Annotated in this window: 16 protein-coding genes and 1 pseudogene; 9 read left to right on the forward strand and 8 right to left on the reverse strand. The window is 42.9% G+C overall.

Annotated elements, in window-relative coordinates:
- Position 1: 1 nt before the first annotated feature.
- The gene (locus tag QVD32_RS08185) at positions 2–1141 is read right to left on the reverse strand and encodes an N-acetylmuramoyl-L-alanine amidase family protein (RefSeq protein ID WP_008861832.1); all 1140 of its coding nucleotides are present in this window, start codon (positions 1139–1141) and stop codon (positions 2–4) included.
- A gap of 277 nt (positions 1142–1418) precedes the next feature.
- Here QVD32_RS08185 and gldB point away from each other — a divergent pair, with 277 nt between their 5' ends.
- Genes gldB through QVD32_RS08205 form a run of 4 tightly spaced genes read left to right on the forward strand, consistent with a single transcriptional unit; the run spans position 1419 to position 6220 of the window.
- On the forward strand, positions 1419–2435 hold the full coding sequence (gldB, locus tag QVD32_RS08190; RefSeq protein ID WP_021891365.1) for a gliding motility lipoprotein GldB: 1017 nt from the start codon (positions 1419–1421) through the stop codon (positions 2433–2435).
- A gap of 12 nt (positions 2436–2447) precedes the next feature.
- Positions 2448–3191 carry a shikimate dehydrogenase family protein gene (locus QVD32_RS08195; RefSeq protein ID WP_021891366.1) on the forward strand — a complete coding sequence of 248 codons (744 nt, stop codon included), beginning with the start codon at positions 2448–2450 and terminating at the stop codon, positions 3189–3191.
- A 13-nt stretch (positions 3192–3204) separates the two neighbouring features.
- Positions 3205–4092, forward strand: coding sequence for a LysR substrate-binding domain-containing protein (locus QVD32_RS08200; RefSeq protein ID WP_021891367.1), 888 nt, complete (start codon positions 3205–3207; stop codon positions 4090–4092).
- Positions 4093–4120: 28 nt separating this feature from the next.
- Positions 4121–6220, forward strand: coding sequence for a ComEC/Rec2 family competence protein (locus QVD32_RS08205; RefSeq protein ID WP_021891368.1), 2100 nt, complete (start codon positions 4121–4123; stop codon positions 6218–6220).
- 132 nt (positions 6221–6352) lie between these two features.
- On the opposite strand, the pseudogene QVD32_RS08210 reads toward QVD32_RS08205, so the two are convergent.
- From QVD32_RS08210 to QVD32_RS08240, 7 genes and pseudogenes are all read right to left on the reverse strand, one after another.
- Positions 6353–6784: pseudogene (locus QVD32_RS08210) on the reverse strand (DUF5606 family protein); the annotation flags it as partial.
- A 92-nt stretch (positions 6785–6876) separates the two neighbouring features.
- A complete protein-coding gene (gene coaE, locus QVD32_RS08215) occupies positions 6877–7452 on the reverse strand; it encodes a dephospho-CoA kinase (protein ID WP_008861826.1) in 576 nt (191 codons plus the stop codon).
- Positions 7449–8513: a YbbR-like domain-containing protein gene (locus QVD32_RS08220; protein WP_021891369.1), complete on the reverse strand. Its 1065-nt coding sequence runs from the start codon at positions 8511–8513 to the stop codon at positions 7449–7451. The genes coaE and QVD32_RS08220 overlap by 4 nt, the downstream gene beginning before the upstream one ends.
- A gap of 118 nt (positions 8514–8631) precedes the next feature.
- Positions 8632–8958 (reverse strand): preprotein translocase subunit YajC, encoded by a 327-nt coding sequence (gene yajC / locus QVD32_RS08225; protein WP_021891370.1) that lies wholly within the window; start codon positions 8956–8958, stop codon positions 8632–8634.
- A 69-nt stretch (positions 8959–9027) separates the two neighbouring features.
- Complete coding sequence (gene nusB, locus QVD32_RS08230; RefSeq protein ID WP_008861823.1) at positions 9028–9954, reverse strand: transcription antitermination factor NusB; 927 nt, start codon at positions 9952–9954, stop codon at positions 9028–9030.
- Positions 9955–10093: 139 nt separating this feature from the next.
- On the reverse strand, positions 10094–10429 hold the full coding sequence (locus tag QVD32_RS08235; protein ID WP_008861822.1) for a DNA-directed RNA polymerase subunit omega: 336 nt from the start codon (positions 10427–10429) through the stop codon (positions 10094–10096).
- An 11-nt stretch (positions 10430–10440) separates the two neighbouring features.
- On the reverse strand, positions 10441–11244 hold the full coding sequence (locus tag QVD32_RS08240; protein ID WP_195343062.1) for an outer membrane protein assembly factor BamD: 804 nt from the start codon (positions 11242–11244) through the stop codon (positions 10441–10443).
- A gap of 426 nt (positions 11245–11670) precedes the next feature.
- On the opposite strand from QVD32_RS08240, the gene QVD32_RS08245 reads away from it, so the two are divergent.
- The 5 genes from QVD32_RS08245 to QVD32_RS08265 all read left to right on the forward strand — a co-directional run.
- On the forward strand, positions 11671–11865 hold the full coding sequence (locus tag QVD32_RS08245) for a PspC domain-containing protein (protein ID WP_008861820.1): 195 nt from the start codon (positions 11671–11673) through the stop codon (positions 11863–11865).
- Positions 11866–11878: 13 nt separating this feature from the next.
- The gene (uvrB, locus tag QVD32_RS08250; protein ID WP_118687229.1) at positions 11879–13936 is read left to right on the forward strand and encodes an excinuclease ABC subunit UvrB; all 2058 of its coding nucleotides are present in this window, start codon (positions 11879–11881) and stop codon (positions 13934–13936) included.
- 4 nt (positions 13937–13940) lie between these two features.
- A complete protein-coding gene (locus QVD32_RS08255) occupies positions 13941–15608 on the forward strand; it encodes a formate--tetrahydrofolate ligase (RefSeq protein WP_118687230.1) in 1668 nt (555 codons plus the stop codon).
- A 7-nt stretch (positions 15609–15615) separates the two neighbouring features.
- A complete protein-coding gene (locus QVD32_RS08260) occupies positions 15616–17520 on the forward strand; it encodes a YgiQ family radical SAM protein (RefSeq protein ID WP_118687231.1) in 1905 nt (634 codons plus the stop codon).
- 17 nt (positions 17521–17537) lie between these two features.
- The coding region (locus QVD32_RS08265) for a TolB family protein (RefSeq protein ID WP_502795838.1) at positions 17538–18804 on the forward strand (1267 nt) is incomplete at its 3' end.

Consider the following 18804-nt stretch of genomic DNA (forward strand, 5'->3'; position numbering starts at 1 on the left):
TTCAATAGACCCGTTTTCCATCACGGAACTTTATGATAAAGGCATCGCGAAACAAAGATTTTACTTTTTTATATTGTTTCTGTATTTCGTCTCGGTCGGTAGATTTTCCATAGGTGTATTTATACATTCCTCCGTCTTTATAATATTCGACAGGAGAAAGCCCTTTAAATTCTTTGGAATTAGCCGGCAATTTCCGAGGCAAAGCCATGAACTGTACTTTATAATAAGTAACCCCAGATTTCTCGGCTTGTTCAGAGACTTCCACATTCGAATCACCCGTTTGAGTCTTTTTATCAGGCGATACAACGGCGGAAGAAGACGGTGACTCCTCTACCCTTTTGCCGGCATTTTGCTTGCGGTCATAGTCTGATTTATATTTGACAAAAGCATTGTATATAGACTTTGCCATTTTCTCCTGACCGGATTCGGAATTCAAAAATCTCTCCTGCGTCGGATTGCAAATAAAATCGAGCTCCACTAAAACCGCAGGCATACTCGTTTTAGCGAGTACCCAAAATCCAGCCTGTCTTACCCCCCGATCCACCCGGCCGGCAGTCGAAACAAATTCACGTTGTATATCCGAAGCAAAGTTTATACTCTGCTCCATGTGTTTATACTGCATGAATTCAAAAATAATATACGACTCGGTCGAATTCGGATCGAATCCTTCATAACGAGTCGAAAAGTCATTCTCCAAATATATAACGGAATTTTCCCGTTTTGCAACTTCTAAGTTCTCCTTGCTTCTGTGTAACCCCAATGTCCAAGTAGAAGCGCCGGCGACTTTCCTACGATTGGGGGATTTTTTATCCAAAGAATTGGTATGAATAGAAATAAACAAATCGCCTTGAACCTTATTAGCTATATTAGCTCGCTCCTGCAAGGTCAAATAAACGTCTTTTTTACGGGTATAGACCACCTTCACACCTTGCATATTATTTTCAATCAGACGTCCCAATTTCAAGGCAACTCCCAAATTGATGTTTTTCTCTTTCGCCTTGCTGCCGAGAGAGCCGGGATCGTGCCCGCCATGACCGGCATCGATCACCACGACAAAATCTTTGGCCAACAAGACGGAAAGGCCCAAAGCAAAAGCCATAAAAACCGACAATAACCTCCGGCTGAAATATGAATGCTTCATAAATTATAATCCGTCATTTAATCCCGATAAGTAAAAAAACTATTACTCATTATATGCAAAGATAGTGTAAACCAAGAACAGAAACAAGCTTTATCGCTTATGCCCAAGCACGTCCTGTTCCTCACATATATCGCAAAGGTACGAATAAAGACCGAAAAAGCCTCGAATTAATAGATATTTATTGTCCTATACACCGTATAACAAAACAAAAATGTTCTTTATGGGTTTCTCAAAAGAAAAAAGTAAATTTGCAGAAGAGACATAAAAAGAGAGTATTATGATACAACCCGAGAAAACAAGCAAATATGCCGTCGTCGTAAGTTTACTTACCCTTTGTTTTATCGCTTGCAACGGAAAAGCATCGGAAATATCGAACCATTCAAGTAACCCGATCGTAACCATAGAACGATTCGATAAAGGACTACCTTCTTACGTCCAAGAAACAGACTCGGCCAAAATATTTCTTTTTATAGATAAATACACCCCATTTTTTCCGGTTTATTGTCGACACATACTCGGTTTGGGAGATGCTCCATCGTTCCAAAAGGGATTAAAAATGTTTTTATCCAACGAGGCTATATCCCAGTTGTATGCGGATACAGAAACAAAATTTTCCAACGATACCGTATGGATTACCGAATTACAGAACGCATTCCTAAGATACAACGAGTTGTTCGCTCCACAGAAACGTCCCCGCATTCTTACCCACATTTCGGGACTGAACCAATCGATCGTCACAATCGATACCACTTTGCTATCGGTTTCCTTAGACTGTTATTTGGGTGAAAACTATCCCCTTTATGAACAACGCTATTATAATTACGAACGGAATTTACATGAAAGCGACCGCATTCCCATCGATGTCATCGAAGTTTGGCTACGCACTTTATATCCCTACCAATCGCAGCGAAACGCACTATTAGACCGAATGATATACGAAGGGAAAATTCTTTATTGCTTGTCTCAGATATTTCCTCGAACAAACGAATATGTCCTATTGGGATATTCCGACAAACAAGCTCAATGGTGCAAAGAGAACGAAGCTGAAATATGGAAACAACTTATCGGTAAAAAGCACTTGTTCAATACCGAATCGATGCTTATCAACAAGTATATCGAGCCGGCCCCTTTCGTATCGGTACTTCATCAAGATGCACCGGGACGATTGGGCCGCTGGATAGGACTTCAAATCATCAAGGCTTATGCTAACGAAAAGAAAAAAGAAGCGATCGAAATTATCGAGACGACCGACAATGGAGGGGAAATATTATCGGCATCGAAATATAACGGTTAATTTATCGGCTTTATGAAAAGAAAATACGGATTAGTGGGCTATCCTTTGGGACATTCGTTTTCCCGCTCTTTTTTCCAACAAAAATTTGAAGACGAGCATATAAACGCCACCTATGAAAACTTTGAGATACAGGATATTTCCTGTTTGAGACAGCTTATCTCGGACAATCATGAATTGTGCGGATTGAATGTGACGATTCCTCATAAAACAGCAGTTATCCCCCTACTCGACGAATTGCACCCTTTGGCTCGCGAAATCGGAGCGGTCAATGTCATCAAGATTACGAGGCAAGGAGACAAGATATTTCTCAAAGGGTTCAATAGCGATATCATAGGGTTCACCAATTCTATCGCTCCGTTATTGGACGACCGCATGACAAAAGCGCTTATTCTCGGAACCGGTGGTGCATCAAAAGCTATTCATGCCGGGTTAAAAGCCTTGCATATCACACCGACATTCGTTTCCCGACAAAAAAGAGGAGATATACTCAGTTACGAAGACTTATCTCCCGACCTAATCGATAATCACAAAATCATTGTCAATACCACTCCGTTAGGCATGTTTCCCCACATAGACAAATCCCCGAACATACCCTACACGGCACTAAGCCCCGAACATCTTTGTTACGACGTTATTTACAATCCTGAAACGACTTTATTTCTCCAAAAAGCAGCCCGACAGGGTTGCAAAATAAAAAACGGAATAGAAATGCTTCATTTGCAAGCACTGGCGGCATGGAAGATTTGGAACGAATAAATTGACTCTTATCATGATAGATTTCAGATTAAAAGTTTTTTGCAGTGTGGCTCACAACCTCAGCTTCACCAAAGCCTCGAAAGAGCTATATGTAAGTCAACCGGCAATCAGCAAGCACATACAAGAACTCGAAACAGAATACAGCACCCGACTGTTCGAGAGAATGGGTACTCACATAACGCTGACCCCCGACGGAGAACTGCTGTTAAGCCACGCCGAAAAAATTCTTAAACAATACAAACAGCTCGATTTCGAGATGAACTTATTGACCCAGCGTCACATCGGAGAGCTCCGTTTGGGAGCAAGCACAACTATCGCTCAGTATGTGCTTCCGCCCTATCTGGCTACATTTCAACAGAAATTCAAACAAATAAAACTCTCGTTAATCAACGGGAATTCCAGCGATATAGAAAAAGCAGTCGAAGAACATCGTATCGACTTGGGGCTCATCGAGGGTTGCAGCCGACAAATACATCTACATTACACTCCTTTTATGCAAGACGAACTGGTTTGTATAACCAGTACGCGCAGCCGATTGGCCAAACTTGAAGAAATAACGATAGAGGAACTGAAAAGAATTCCGTTGGTTATTCGAGAACAGGGGTCGGGCAGTTTAGAGGTCTTTGAAAAAGCGTTGGGTACACGCCAGTTGAAATTATCCCAACTCAATATTATCATGCAATTGGGAACCACCGAAGGTATCAAACGGTTTTTATACAATACCGACAGCGTGGGGATTGTTTCCATACAAGCCGTATCATCGGAAATAGCTGATGGAAAATTGAAAGTCATCGAAATCAGCGACTTCGATTGCGAACGGGAATTCTGCTTCGTTCAAAATACCGGTCAAACCGGTGGTGTCGAATCGGATTTCATGCGCTATATGACCCGAAGATTCTGAACATAAGCCCCATTCAAACAATCGACTTATGAATAGCTCCTCCCTATCGGCAGCCCGCACTCCATTCATACGGTTGTTAGTACCTCTATTGGCAGGTATCCTGTACCAAGAGTTCCTATGTTTACCGATATGGGGAAACCTCATTCCCGCTTTATGCGGCTTAGTTTTATGGAGTTCATTCATAAAACGAGACAGTATCGAAGAACAATACCACAAACGAAGTATTTTCGGAGTCGGATTATTCCTGATCGTCTTTTCTATCGGAGCGATACTACATGGCACTCAAAACCGCATATCCCAACAGCCTTCCGGTTTTTATCCTATCGCGATAGCTCACGTAAACGACAAAGCCGTAGAAAAAACGAACTCTTACTACTGTCCCGTTACGATAACAGCCCTGTCGGATACAAACGGGTCGATCGTGAAATATAAAGAAAAAATAGCTCTCTATTTTGAAAAAGGTATTCAAGCTCGACGGCTCGAATACGGCGACATCATCGGGTTTGAATTTCGACCGAAAGCAATACCGTCCAACACCAATCCTTATGCTTTCGATTTCGCCTCGTTCATGAAGCACAAAGGTATATCGAGAAGTCAATATTTGACCGGGAAACAATGGAAATATATCGGAGAAAAACCAAAATCGAATCTTCGAAAGGCTACTTCGGATCTACAAAAACATCTTTCCGACCAACTTCAATCCTGTAATTTGTCTAAAAACAGTACTCTTTTATTGAGGGCTTTGTTGTTAGGCGAACGACAGGAATTTCCACAAGACCTAAGATCGTACTTTTCGGCAACCGGACTTTCACATGTGTTAGCCGTAAGCGGACTTCACATGGGAGTCGTAGCACCTTTGATTTACTTCTTGTTCTTTCCCCTCTCTCTTTTCAAGTCTTGCAGAAAACTGAGACCTCTATTCACTTTATTCGTTTTATGGATTTATGCTTATATAACAGGCTTATCGCCATCGGCCGTACGAGCTTGTATCATGGCATCCTTTCTTTTAACAGCCGAATTTCTCGACCGACGCAACAGTTCTCTCAATGCACTTTTCGCCGCAGCATTTTTTATGTTATCGTACGACACGAACCTCATTTTCGATGTGGGATTTCAAATGAGTTTCTCGGCAGTAACCGCTATCTTGCTATTCTACACCAAACTAAATATCGGAGGTAATTCACCCTACTTTGTCGTTCGTTGGCTTAGTTCTTGCGTTGCAGTATCCATCGCCGCCCAAATCGGAGCCCTACCCATTGCCGTCTATTATTTTCACACTATTCCTCTATTATTTCTAATCGGTAATATTTTCGTACTGCCTCTTTTACCCGTTGTTTTCGGACTCTCTTTTTTACTATTGTTACTCTCGGCCCTACATATTCCCTATGATTGGTTAGGAAATACCGTCGATTTTTTACTGCAATATATACAACAGATAAGCCTACATATATACAAACTACCGTGGAGCCACATCGAAAGCGTATGGTTGGAAACTCGCTATCTATGGCTTTATTTCATTTGCGGCATACTATCTTATATAACCGTTAAGAATCGTTCTAAAAAGACTCTTTGGCTGACTCTGGGTTTTTGTATCGGTTTTCTTATTTTTGACTTGTGCACTTATAAATCGCCCCAGCCAGAAATTATCGTATATGACAGTAAAAAATCGACAGTCGTTCAACTCAGCGACAAAGCTCGTTGTTATATTCTCTTATCCGACACCCTCACCTCCGGTCAAAGGGTAGTGGGTGAAGAATACCGTATGAAAAACGGAAAGACACAATACGAAATATTCCAACACGGCTCCCCCGGAACCAAAGACAACACCGGCTTTATAGACTATCCCTTCGCCCAATTTTATGGGAAACGGCTCGTCCTCCTCGGTAAACAAGAATGGGATAAACTATCAATAGGGAAAAAACTAACGATAGACTATGTTATTATCGGCAAGATGTTCAACGGCAGAATAGAAGACATACTCAAACTATTTTCCGTTCGGCAATTTATCATCGGTCCCGATGTTCACCCCAGACGAGCCACTAAATTACAAAACGACTGTTTCGAAAATAGTATTCCCTGCCACGATATTCGCACACAAGGAGCTTGGATACACACCCTCGATCCATAAAAAAGCCTGTACGGGAAACCGCACAGGCTTATATTTACCGTTCATTAGAATGGCTTCTTATTCTGCTTTTTTCTTTGTTGCCTTTTTGGTCTTGGACTTTTCCTCTTTCTCATTTACAGAATCGTCCGTTGCTGCCGTGTTCTCGACATCGGCATCTTTTTGAGGTTTTTCTTCTTCCACAAAATCGGTGTTACCGGTTTCGACCAACAAGTTATACCAACTTATCAATTTTTTTATATCGGTCGGATAGACACGTTCACGGTCGAAATTAGGCAGCACTTCCGCCAAATATGCACGCAATGTTTCATTATCGGCTTTCTTGATATCCAATGTTACTTTCGCTCCATTTTCTTTTTCTTTTATCGCATTCAATACTTCACTCAAAGGAACGTCTTCTTCATCGGTGAAAATAGCGATATCTCCTAACGATATGATTTTTTCATGGGCATAAGCAGGTTGCCGTTTCCCCGTTTGCAGAGATTCCACGATCAGCATATTTTTTGCCTGAGATATCAATTTGAACAAACCGGGTTTACCGGAAATAGATAAAATCGTTTTTAACATAAAATTTTCGTTTTATATTTAATTACTTAAATCATTCGAACCACAAAAATAATATTCTTGTCCGGTTTAACCGTCTTCAAAACGAAAAATTCTCATTCCAATGACTTCAATAAAGATAAAACCCTATGGATAACAGATACATTACCGTCATTCCAAATAATATGAGCAGCTCTTCTCTGTTTTTCTTCCTCGGACAATTGAGCAGCCATACGCTTTTTTATCTCTTCCTCGGTCAAACCGCTACGCTGGCGAACCCGACTTATTCTTAACTCTTCCGGTGCTGTCACCGTCCAGACTTCATCTACCAGTTCGTCAAACCGGGATTCATACAAAATAGCCGATTCCACAAAGCATATCTCCTCGTTTAGAGATTCGGACCATCGATAGAAATCGAAGCGTACCACCGGATGTACTATGGAATTAAGCAATACTATCTTATCCGACTTTCCAAATACCCGAGAGGACAACAAACCCCGGTTCAATCGACCGTTATGATATATATCTCTCCCAAAGCACTCCGATAGTTTCTGCACGACTTCCAACGAAGATTCCATCAGCCTCTTCGCTTCCGAGTCTGTATCATATACAGAATATCCCATTATACGCAGCAACCGAGAGACAACCGACTTGCCACTACCTATGCCACCGGTAATACCTATACGTCTCATATCGAATCGGGTGTTACTCGATTGGCAGAATCGACAGGAACTACAAATGCAGGTCTTTTCTGCTCCAAAATATAATCGACACTGTCTTGCGACAACACTATATTTCGGACATATTCCGGTGCATTCAATATCTTCACCCCTAATTTATCAGAGAGACGCCGCCGCGACAAATCCAGAAAATCGACTCCCAATAAAAAACTATCTTCATCGACCGCCGCAAACTTACTAAACGGCATCATGCAAGAAAGTTGCACCGACGAAGGAAATGTGATAAGAGACCAATTCGAAGGTACATTTTGCGGGATTACAGGGATATCGAGAATTTTAGAGGTCATTTCTTCCACAGGTATGGTGACGGTCACCTGTTCAGGAACAATTCGAAGATTCGGAATCTTCGCTATCTTGACAACCGTGCGAAGGGTATCGTTCAACTTTTTTGCTTCAAAATCGGTCGTATAAACCTCTTTAACTCGTTTTAATAAGGAAGACTCTCCATAAACCATCACCGAATCGACATCGGCTGTCATATCACCACTCAGTACACACTGAGGTGTAGTCGATGCGACACCTTTCACAACCAGCTTCACCCGTTTACCGGCATTGTGTGTGTACATCACTTTCAACGTATCGGGAATAATCGAAACAATACTCGTTGACGAACGGAGGGACTTTCGCAATATAGTTTCAAGCTGAGACGACAACAACAAAAAAGAATTTCTCCCCTTATCATACTCCTGAAAATTAATCCGTAACGGGGACAATCCTTCTATCGCATACCCCAACATAACAGGACCTTTATCCCGTACTCTCACCTCGATATGAGACGGGAGATCATTAATAAGAGTCGTTTTCTCGGGAAGGTTTTGTAGTTCTATCGGTATTTTGAAAGAATTTTCAACCTCCTCATTCAGCCCTTGCATAAACCAGAATATCAACGAAAGGAGAACAAACCCCAAAAATGTAAACAATTCCCGCGTGCGTTCCTGACGGAATGCAGTACCAATCCTCTGGATAATCGACTTAAACTTTGCTACTATGCGGTCTGAAATATTCTCTTCCATATATCATGCAACGACTACATACAACAAAGATAAGGTTTTTTATCGACAGAACCGATGTTCCTTGATAAAAAACCTTATCTTCTTATTCTCCTGCAAAGGAGTCCTTTGAAAAAATAGATTACTTAGCTTGATCGGCTCCGCTATCCTTAGCTTCGGCAGCAGAAGGATAAACAGAATCTTTGGCAATACGAACACGAGTATTCTCGGCTATTTCGATAATAAAAGAATCGGATTTAACCTCTTTTATTTTTCCGAATAGACCTCCTGCCGTAACAATTTTGTCACCAGTGGTGAGAGACTCACGGAACTTGCGAATTTCTTTCTGACGCTTCGTCTGAGGACGAATCATGAAAAAATAAAAAATAGCGATCAATGCAACCATCATCAGAATGCTCGACATTCCACTCCCCGTTGCAGCTTGTAAAAAAATTGATAACACTGTCATAATTTAGCTTTTAATAAAAAATTTATACTTGGATCCTAAAACCCGTGCACAAATATATAACAAATTTCATTATTCTTTTGTTAGAACACCTTCTTTTTTAAGGTTATCGGCTATCGCATTCAATACTCCGTTTACGAACTGCCCGCTCTTCGATGTACTATAAGCCTTTGCCAACTCGATATATTCGTTCAAAGTCACTCTTGTCGGTATCGAAGGGAATCTATGAAACTCGCTCAAAGCCACCATCATAATCACAATATCCATGAAAGCGACACGCTCGATCTCCCAATTTTTGATGAAATTTTCTATATAATTGCGATATTCTCCCCCATGAATCAATGTATTCCTGAACAACTCTTTGGCAAATTCAGCATCGTCGTCATCTTTAAACATCGGTAATAACGATTGCGGGCCTCCGTTTTCTTCACTAAATTGTTTGATCGTTTTTAAAACGAATGTCGTTATAATCTCCAAATCGTCATTCCAATATAAAGACTTTTGCTCTAACAATTCCGTCAACTCCTCGTCGGTGCAGATCAAAGCCCTAAGGGCTTTTTTCCAGAACTCACAATCGTTTTCATAAGAATCGTCCGAAGAATCCATATACTCTTTATACAATTCACTCTTTACGATACGCTCCGAAAAGTCTCTCAGGAACTTCGGTTCATTGGTCCAAGTCACAGGTTTCTTCTCGTGGTAATCTTTATAATCGTCGCAATTCCTCAACTGCTCGATAAACCGGTTATTAACGAAGCGCATATTGGGATTCTTCTCCTCGGGAGTCGCCAAGAATTTCATACGAGCAGCTTCCACCCTTGCAGCTTGCGTATCGGTCAATTCGACCATCAAAGTCAATAATAAATGATACAACTCGTAAGATTTTTCGAAACTGAAAAACAATTCTTTCTCAGCTTCCATAACAGTCTTGTCTTTCGTCAGGAAATACGAATAGGCTATTTGAACGACTTTGGAACGGATTAATATTCTATTAATCATAGTTTTAATGAACTAATTGAGCTTTTTACTTTTCTCGGTAACAAACAAATAAAACGATTGTACCGACAGACAAAGAAATCTGCAAGCCGCACCATCATCATACAGAATAGTGCGGCTTGCAGGTATACTTTACAGACTATTATTCAATAGCCGATTTTTCTTTCTCGGGATTTTTATAATATACTTTACCCTCTATATATTCTTGCGTAGCAATGAGAACCGGTTTCGGCAATTTCTCATAATAACGAGAGATCTCAATTTGTTCCCGATTTTCAAAAACCTCCTCCAAATTGTCGTTGCAAGAAGCGAATTCTTGAAGTTTCTTTTCAAGATCGGTCTTCATCTCAACTGCAATTTGATTGGCTCTCTTGGCAATAATACAAACCGTTTCATAAATGTTTCCCGTGTCGGAAGACAACGCCACCATATCGCGTGTTACGGTGTTTGTCGGTGCATTTGTTTTCTTGTAATCCATTATTTTAAAGATTAATCTTTTACGTATTTATTCGCCACTTTAAAAATATTCTCGGCTTCTTTCGAATATTCTCCCGAAGGATAATCGTTGATAAACGAATAGTATTCGTCGATGACATCGCGAAAACGCTCAGGTTTCTTTTCTTCGATACTCTGTACCGCTTCTTGATATTTCGACTTCAAAATCAACATGGACAAAGTTTCCTTATATCGCGTATAGGGATATTCTTTCAAAGCGTTTTGCGCCGTAATGATAGCCGATTGATAATTATTCCCCATATAATTACCCAAATTATAATATAGCTGGGCATTCAATAGCTCTTTATACACAAGTTTGTCTTGTAACTCAAAAATAATATCCTGTGCCTGTTTAGCCCGTTCGCTATTCGGGAAATAATCGAGGAAACGCTGCATTTCATCGATTGCTCTATAAGTGCCTGTTTGATCCAATTTAGCCTCGGGAGAGTCCAAATAATAACCATATCCGCAATAAAAACGGGCCAATTCGGTATATTCCCCTTTGGGATAATTTTTATAATACGCCTGAAAATATTCGCCAGACGTAATATAATCCTTATTCAAATAATAGCTCCGAGCCAATAAATACAACGACTCTTCTGCCCTATCCGTTCCTTTGAAAATTGCAACCAACTCTTCGAGCAAGGTCGCAGCCTGCATATATTTTTTCCGTTCAAACGCCTTCTTAGCATAGTCGTATTTCAGCTCATAATCAGTACTTTTCAGTATCTTATTATATTCGCCGCACGACACAAGGAGTAAAGCACAAACTATCGAACAGATTACTTTTCTCATTATTAATTTATTTATCAGTTTGCAAAGTTAGAGATTTCACACGAATATAGAAAGGAAATAAGAGAAATTTAACGATGACCGGGATAAAGACTCCTTATTTATCGGTAATAATAAAGTTTATATCGACCAACTTTTTTTGTCAGTATCAGCAAATATATTATCTTTCATATTTTCATACCGGCCTTTATGAAAAACAGACAGGTACGTTTTGTCTTATTATCTTCGAAAGGAAATACAAAATAGGAGGAGGCTTGGCATAACCAAGTCGAAAATATGATTTCCGTTTGCCTCTACGCTCACCTTTCACTATCTTTGCACAGTAGCGAAAATAGGATGCGGTTCGGCATAGCCCAATCGGAAATTTCATTTCCGTTTGTCTCTGCTCTCACCTTTCACTATCTTTGTATCTGAAAAATTATCAAACATAAAATGAATACGATAAAGAAACTTACCCGTCCCCGCAACGGCCGCATGTTAGGCGGCGTATGCGCAGGTATAGGTGAATATTTAGGTATAGACCCTACCGTGGTCCGTATCATCTGTGTACTGTTATCTATCGGGACAATAGGCCTCGCCCTGCTGGTTTATTTAGTCCTTTGTTTTGTAATCCCGGAATCTTATTAAAGAATCGATTTCAATGGACTTTAAACTCATTTCACCTTATCGTCCGACAGGGGACCAACCGGAGGCTATCGACGAGTTAAGTCGGGGAATACTCGACGGGACTCCCTATCAGACTCTATTGGGTGTAACCGGGTCAGGAAAAACATTCACTATGGCGAATGTAATCGAGCGGGTCCAGAAGCCGACTCTCATTTTAAGCCACAACAAAACTCTGGCCGCACAATTATATAATGAGTTCAAAAGTTTTTTCCCCGAAAATGCAGTAGAATATTTCGTTTCATATTACGATTATTATCAACCGGAGGCTTATATACCCTCGACCGACACTTATATCGAAAAGGACTTAGCCATCAACGAAGAGATAGACCGGTTGCGTCTATCCACCACATCGGCCCTTCTTTCGGGTCGTAAGGACGTTATCGTGGTATCTTCGGTTTCATGCCTATACGGTATAGGGAATCCCGAGGACTTTCACAGCAATGTCATCGACATAAAGGTTGGCGACAATATCGGAAGGAACCGACTATTGCGACACTTCGTCGATTCGCTGTACTCCCGTAACGAGATAGAACTGAGCCGGGGTAATTTCAGAGTGAAGGGCGACACGGTAGACATTTATCTCGCCTATGACGACGTGATTGTCCGTATCGAGTTCTGGGGCGAAGAAATCGAGTCAATACGTACCATAGACCCTGCGACGGGAAACAGCACGGGGACATTCGATGCTTACAAAATTTTTCCGGCTAACCTATTCGTCACGACCAAAGAGCGAATAGACAAAGCTATCGGAGAGATAGAAATCGACCTCGGTAAACAAGTAGAATTTTTCAAATCTATCGGAAAAAACTTAGAAGCCAAACGGCTTTACGAACGGGTGACCTACGATGTGGAGATGATTCGGGAAATAGGCCACTGCTCGGGGATAGAAAACTATTCCCGATATTTCGACGGCCGAGAAGCGGGAACCAGACCTTTCTGCCTGCTCGATTATTTTCCCAAAGACTTCCTAACGATTATCGACGAGAGCCATGTGACCGTACCGCAAATCCGAGCGATGTACGGAGGCGACCGATCCCGAAAAATGAATTTGGTAGAATACGGATTCCGACTACCTGCCGCCGTAGACAACCGGCCTTTGAAATTCGACGAATTCGAAGGATTGGCTCGGCAAATCATTTATGTAAGCGCCACTCCCGCCGATTATGAATTGGAAAAGAGCGAAGGTATCGTCGTCGAACAAGTTATCCGTCCGACGGGATTGCTCGACCCTATCATAGAGGTACGTCCCAGCCTGAACCAAATCGACGACTTATTAGAAGAGATACAACTAAGGATAGAACGCGACGAACGAGTTCTGGTAACGACCCTAACCAAACGTATGGCCGAGGAGCTGAACGCTTATCTCGCCAAGCTCGACATCAACTGTAATTATATACACTCCGATGTCGACACTCTCGATCGTATTAAAATTTTGGACGATTTACGAGCGGGTGTTTACGACGTGCTTATCGGGGTTAACCTCTTACGCGAAGGATTGGATTTACCCGAAGTCTCGTTAGTGGCCATACTCGATGCCGATAAAGAAGGCTTCCTACGCTCGCATCGTTCGCTGACACAAACCGTAGGACGGGCCGCAAGAAACCTCAATGGGCGGGTAATCATGTATGCCGACCGAATCACCGAAAGCATGCAAAAAACCATAGACGAGACCAATAGAAGGAGAGAGAAACAGTTAGCTTACAACGAAGAAAACCATATCACTCCCCAAGCGATACAAAAGTCGAAGAGCTCGGTGCTCATATCGAATGCAGATACAAAACAACAGGCGCAACCGTCCAAAGCGACCAAACCGACAAAAGCGTACAGCGACGAATATCGGGAACATGTAGATATCGCCGCCGATCCTATCGTCAAATATATGTCGAAAGAACAGTTGCAAAAGGCCATCGAACGTACTCGCAAACAGATGGTCGAAGCGGCAAAAAAAATGGATTTCATCGAAGCGGCACAATATCGGGACGAGCTTATAAAACTAGAAGATTTATATCAAAAAACAACCACGACTACCTGAATTTATGAAAAGTGATACTGAAATAGCCGACAGCACAGTCTTGGAAGAAATAGATACCATAGCCCGCAAAGCGGGTATTCCTGTCGAAAACTTATTCCACTACGGTCCTTATATAGCCAAAGTACCGCTCAAACTTATCGACGACCATAAAGCGAAAAAGAGCCACCTCATATTGGTAACCGCTATTACCGCAACCAAAGCCGGTGTGGGAAAAACGACCGTGAGCATAGGATTGGGCATGGGACTCAACCATATCGGTAAGAAAGCCATCATCGCTTTACGAGAGCCTTCGCTGGGTCCATGTTTCGGGATTAAGGGCGGAGCTACCGGCGGCGGGTACGCACAAGTACTACCTCCCGAAAGAATCAATCTGCACTTCACCGGAGATTTCCATGCCATTACGTCGGCTCACAACTTAATAGCCGCACAGTTGGACAACTATATTTTCCAGAACCGAGCCGAGGGCAGTGGACTGAAAAACATACTTTGGAGGCGGGTAATGGACATGAACGACCGATCACTAAGGCAGATTGTGACCGGATTGGGGGGACTCAACAACGGGATTCCCACGGAAGCAGGATTCGACATTACTCCTGCATCGGAAATCATGGCGATTCTTTGTCTCTCGAAAGATATGGAAGACATGGAACAACGCATCGGCCGTATCGTCGTTGCACATCGTTATAATGGAGAGCCGTTCACGGTAAACGATTTGGGTATCACAGGCCCTGTGCTCGCCTTGTTACGCGATGCGATAGAACCTAATTTGGTGCAAACGACCGAACATAATCCTGTACTCGTACATGGAGGGCCGTTCGCCAACATTGCTCACGGCTGCAATTCGGCCATAGCCACCCGCATGGCTCTCACTTTCGGCGACTATGTCGTAACCGAAGCGGGCTTCGGAGCCGACTTGGGGGCCGAAAAATTCTTCAATATCAAATGCCGTCAAAGCGGACTTCGTCCCGATTTGACAGTCCTCGTAGCGACCACATTATCGCTGAAAATGCACGGAGGCGTTCCCGAAGCAGACATAACGAAACCGAACAGAGAAGGTATCATTCAAGGATTCGCCAACCTCGACAAACACATCGAAAACCTGCAATTTTTCGGACAAACTGTATTGGTGGCTCTCAACCGTTTCACCAGCGATACTGATGAAGAAATAGAACTCATCATGCGCCATTGCGAACAAAAAGGTATAAGATGCGTCGTGAACAACGCTTACACCGACGGCGGTATCGGGGCCGCCGATTTGGCACATGCCGTTGTCGAAGAGATAGAAAACAATCCGTCTCGTCCGTTACGTTTCACCTATGACGATAACGATTCCCCGGCTGCAAAAATAGAAAAGATTGCGCACACTATCTACGGTGCGGGAGAGGTCGTATTCAGTCAAAAAGCCGAGAAGAAGCTGAAACAAATTAAGAACTGGAACCTAAATCATTTACCGGTTTGTATCGCCAAAACCCAATATTCATTTTCAGCCGATCCGAAACGATACGGGTTGGTTAAAGATTTTCAATTTACCATCAACGACATAGAATTAAATGCAGGTGCTGGCTTTATCGTAGCCATAGCCGGAGAGATGCTACGCATGCCGGGTCTCCCCAAGCACCCGCAAGCACATCAAATAAAAGTAGTAAACGGAAAGATTGAAGGGCTCTATTAACAAGAAAATGAAAGAATACCGATTACAAGATTGGTTACCGACCACCCGTAAGGAGATGGATTTACGAGGCTGGGATTACGTCGATGTAATCCTATTCTCGGGAGACGCTTATGTGGACCACCCCTCTTTCGGGGCTGCCGTGATCGGACGCACGCTCGAAGCCGAAGGATTGAGAGTGGCTATCGTTCCCCAACCTAACTGGCAAGACGATTTGCGGGATTTCAAAAAATTGGGTATCCCCCGGTTATTCTTCGGTATTTCGGCGGGAGCTATGGACTCGATGGTGAACCATTATACCGCAAACAAGAGATTGAGGAGCGACGATGCCTATACTCCCAATGGCCGGCATGGCATGAGGCCCGACTATCCTACAATCGTTTATAGCCGTATTTTAAAACGGTTATTCCCGGACACTCCGATTATCGTGGGGGGAATCGAAGCCTCTATGCGACGCCTGACTCACTACGACTACTGGCAAGACAAACTATTGCCCGGCATTCTGGCTGACTGCCCAGCCGATTTGTTAATTTACGGAATGGGGGAACGTCCCATTATCGAAATAGCCCGCCGGTTACAACAGGGTGAGAACATAAAACAGCTCGACGACATTCCACAAACAGCAAGCATACAACCTCTTTCGAATATGCCTCGCATTATGGAAGACGAAGGGAATATCGTCCTCGCATCACACGAAAAATGCCTACTCCACAAACGGAAGCAATCGGAAAATTTCAAGCACATCGAGGAAGAATCCAATAAATACCACGCTAAGCGACTTTGGCAAAGCGTGGGAGAGCGGGCAATTATGGTCAATCCTCCTTACCCGCCCATGACCGAAACGGAAATAGATGCCTCGTTCGACCTTCCTTATACCCGTATGCCCCACCCCAAATACAAAGGGAAAACAATTCCAGCATATGAAATGATAAAGTTTTCGGTCAATCTGCATAGAGGGTGCTTCGGCGGATGTGCATTCTGCACCATTTCGGCACATCAGGGCAAATTCATTGCCTCCCGCTCCAAAGAGTCCATTCTCAAAGAGGTAAAACAAATCATCGATATGCCCGACTTCAAAGGATATCTGAGCGATTTGGGAGGCCCCTCGGCAAACATGTACCGAATGCACGGGGCAAATGAAGAACTTTGCCGAAAGTGTAAACGACCTTCCTGCTTAGCTCCTCAAATCTGCCCGAATCTCAATGCCGACCATTCGTCTTTATTGGATATATACCAAGCCGTCGATGCCCTACCCGGCATAAAAAAATCATTTATCGGTAGCGGGGTACGGTACGACCTTTTGCTCCACCGCCACAAAGATAATGAGTTAAACCATTGTACTCGGCTTTATACAGAGGAACTCATATCCCGTCACGTCTCCGGTCGACTGAAAGTAGCCCCGGAGCACACTTCGGACCGAGTTCTCAACATCATGCGCAAACCCTCGTTCTCTCTCTTCGAAGAATTCAAACGAATTTTCGAACGAATAAACAAGGAAAAAGGTCTGAACCAGCAAATTATCCCTTATTTCATATCGAGCCACCCGGGCTGTACAGAGGAAGATATGGCAGAATTGGCGGCTTTGACAAAACAAATGAATTTCAAATTGGAACAAGTACAGGATTTTACGCCTACTCCTATGACTCTGTCCACCGAAATTTATTATACAGGAATACACCCCTACACCGGTGAGAAAGTTTTCACAGCCCGAAAACCGGAAGAGAAGTTAAACCAACGCAAATATTTCTTCTGGTATCTCCCCGAAAAGAGAAACGACATACAAAATTCGCTCAAACGCATGCACAGAAACGATTTGGCGGAAAAACTATATGGGAACACCCCGTGGAGAAAACCAGCAAGAATCGTAAGTGAGGCAAAGAGTAGGCAAAAAAAGAAAAAACCGAACAATAAATAAACTATAAACCGTTATTTATGAACAAACTAAATTGTATGATGATGGCAGGAACTTTATTAGTAACGGCCTGTCAGCCGACCGGAAAAACCGGAGACGTAATCGGCAAACAACCCGTAAAAGTCGAGAATGGAATCATGACCACAGAAGTGCTCATGGCATTCGGCAGAGTAAGCGGTCCCGTAGTTTCTCCCGACAAGAGTAAAATTTTGTATGGTGTCTCTTACGAAAATCTGGAACAGAACAAAAGTAACCGTGAGCTCTTCGTCATGGACATCGACGGACAAAACAAAAAGCAAATCACCTGTACTCCCGAATCGGAAGGTAATGCCGTATGGATCGACGGAGGCAAACAAATAGCATACCTGTCGGGAAAGAGCGGAGATTCACAATTATGGATTATGAATGCCGACGGTAGCAATGCCCGACAAATAAGCCACCATGAGAAAGGTGTCCACGGTTTTTTATTCTCGCCCGACGAGAAACATATACTTTTCATCGGCAACGTGAAATACAGCGAGAAAGCCTCGGACCTCTATCCCGACCTCGATAAGGCGACAGGACGTGTGATCGACGATTTAATGTACAAGCATTGGGACGAGTGGGTGGAAGAGATACCCCACCCTTATATCGCTTCATTCGACGGTAAACAGTTAACCGATATTACCGACATTATGGAAGGAGAGCCATACGAATCCCCCATGAAGCCATTCGGTGGTATCGAATCTTTCGCATGGACTCCCGACAGTAAAGCCGTCGCTTATACCAGCCGAAAGAAAACCGGTATGGAATATTCTTTATCGACAAATTCAGATATTTATCTGTATGACCTCTCCACCCAAGAAACCAAAAACCTTACCGAGGGCATGATGGGATACGATACTACACCGGCGTTCTCGCCCGATGGGAAATATCTGGCATGGGGCAGCATGGAACGCGAGGGTTACGAATCGGACAAAAATCGACTCTTCATCATGAACATGGAAACAGGAGAAAAACAAGACCTGACCTCCGACTTCGATTACAGCACCGATGAATTGGCTTGGAGTCCCGACGGAAAATCTCTCTATATCCGTTCGGCCTATCAGGGAGAAATACACATTTTCAAAGTAGGGCTCGATAAAAAAATCGAACAAATCACGACCGGATATTACGATTATGCCTCATTGGCTCCCGTAAACGACAACTGTTTGATCGCCATGCGCCACTCTCTGTCTCAGCCCGATGAAATTTATAGTATCGACCCGCAAAGCAAAGAAGTAAAGGAAATCTCTTTCGAGAATAAAG

It is taken from the genome of Barnesiella sp. (genome assembly GCF_022723415.1).
In the GTDB taxonomy this organism is placed as follows: Bacteria; Bacteroidota; Bacteroidia; order Bacteroidales; family Barnesiellaceae; genus Barnesiella; species Barnesiella intestinihominis.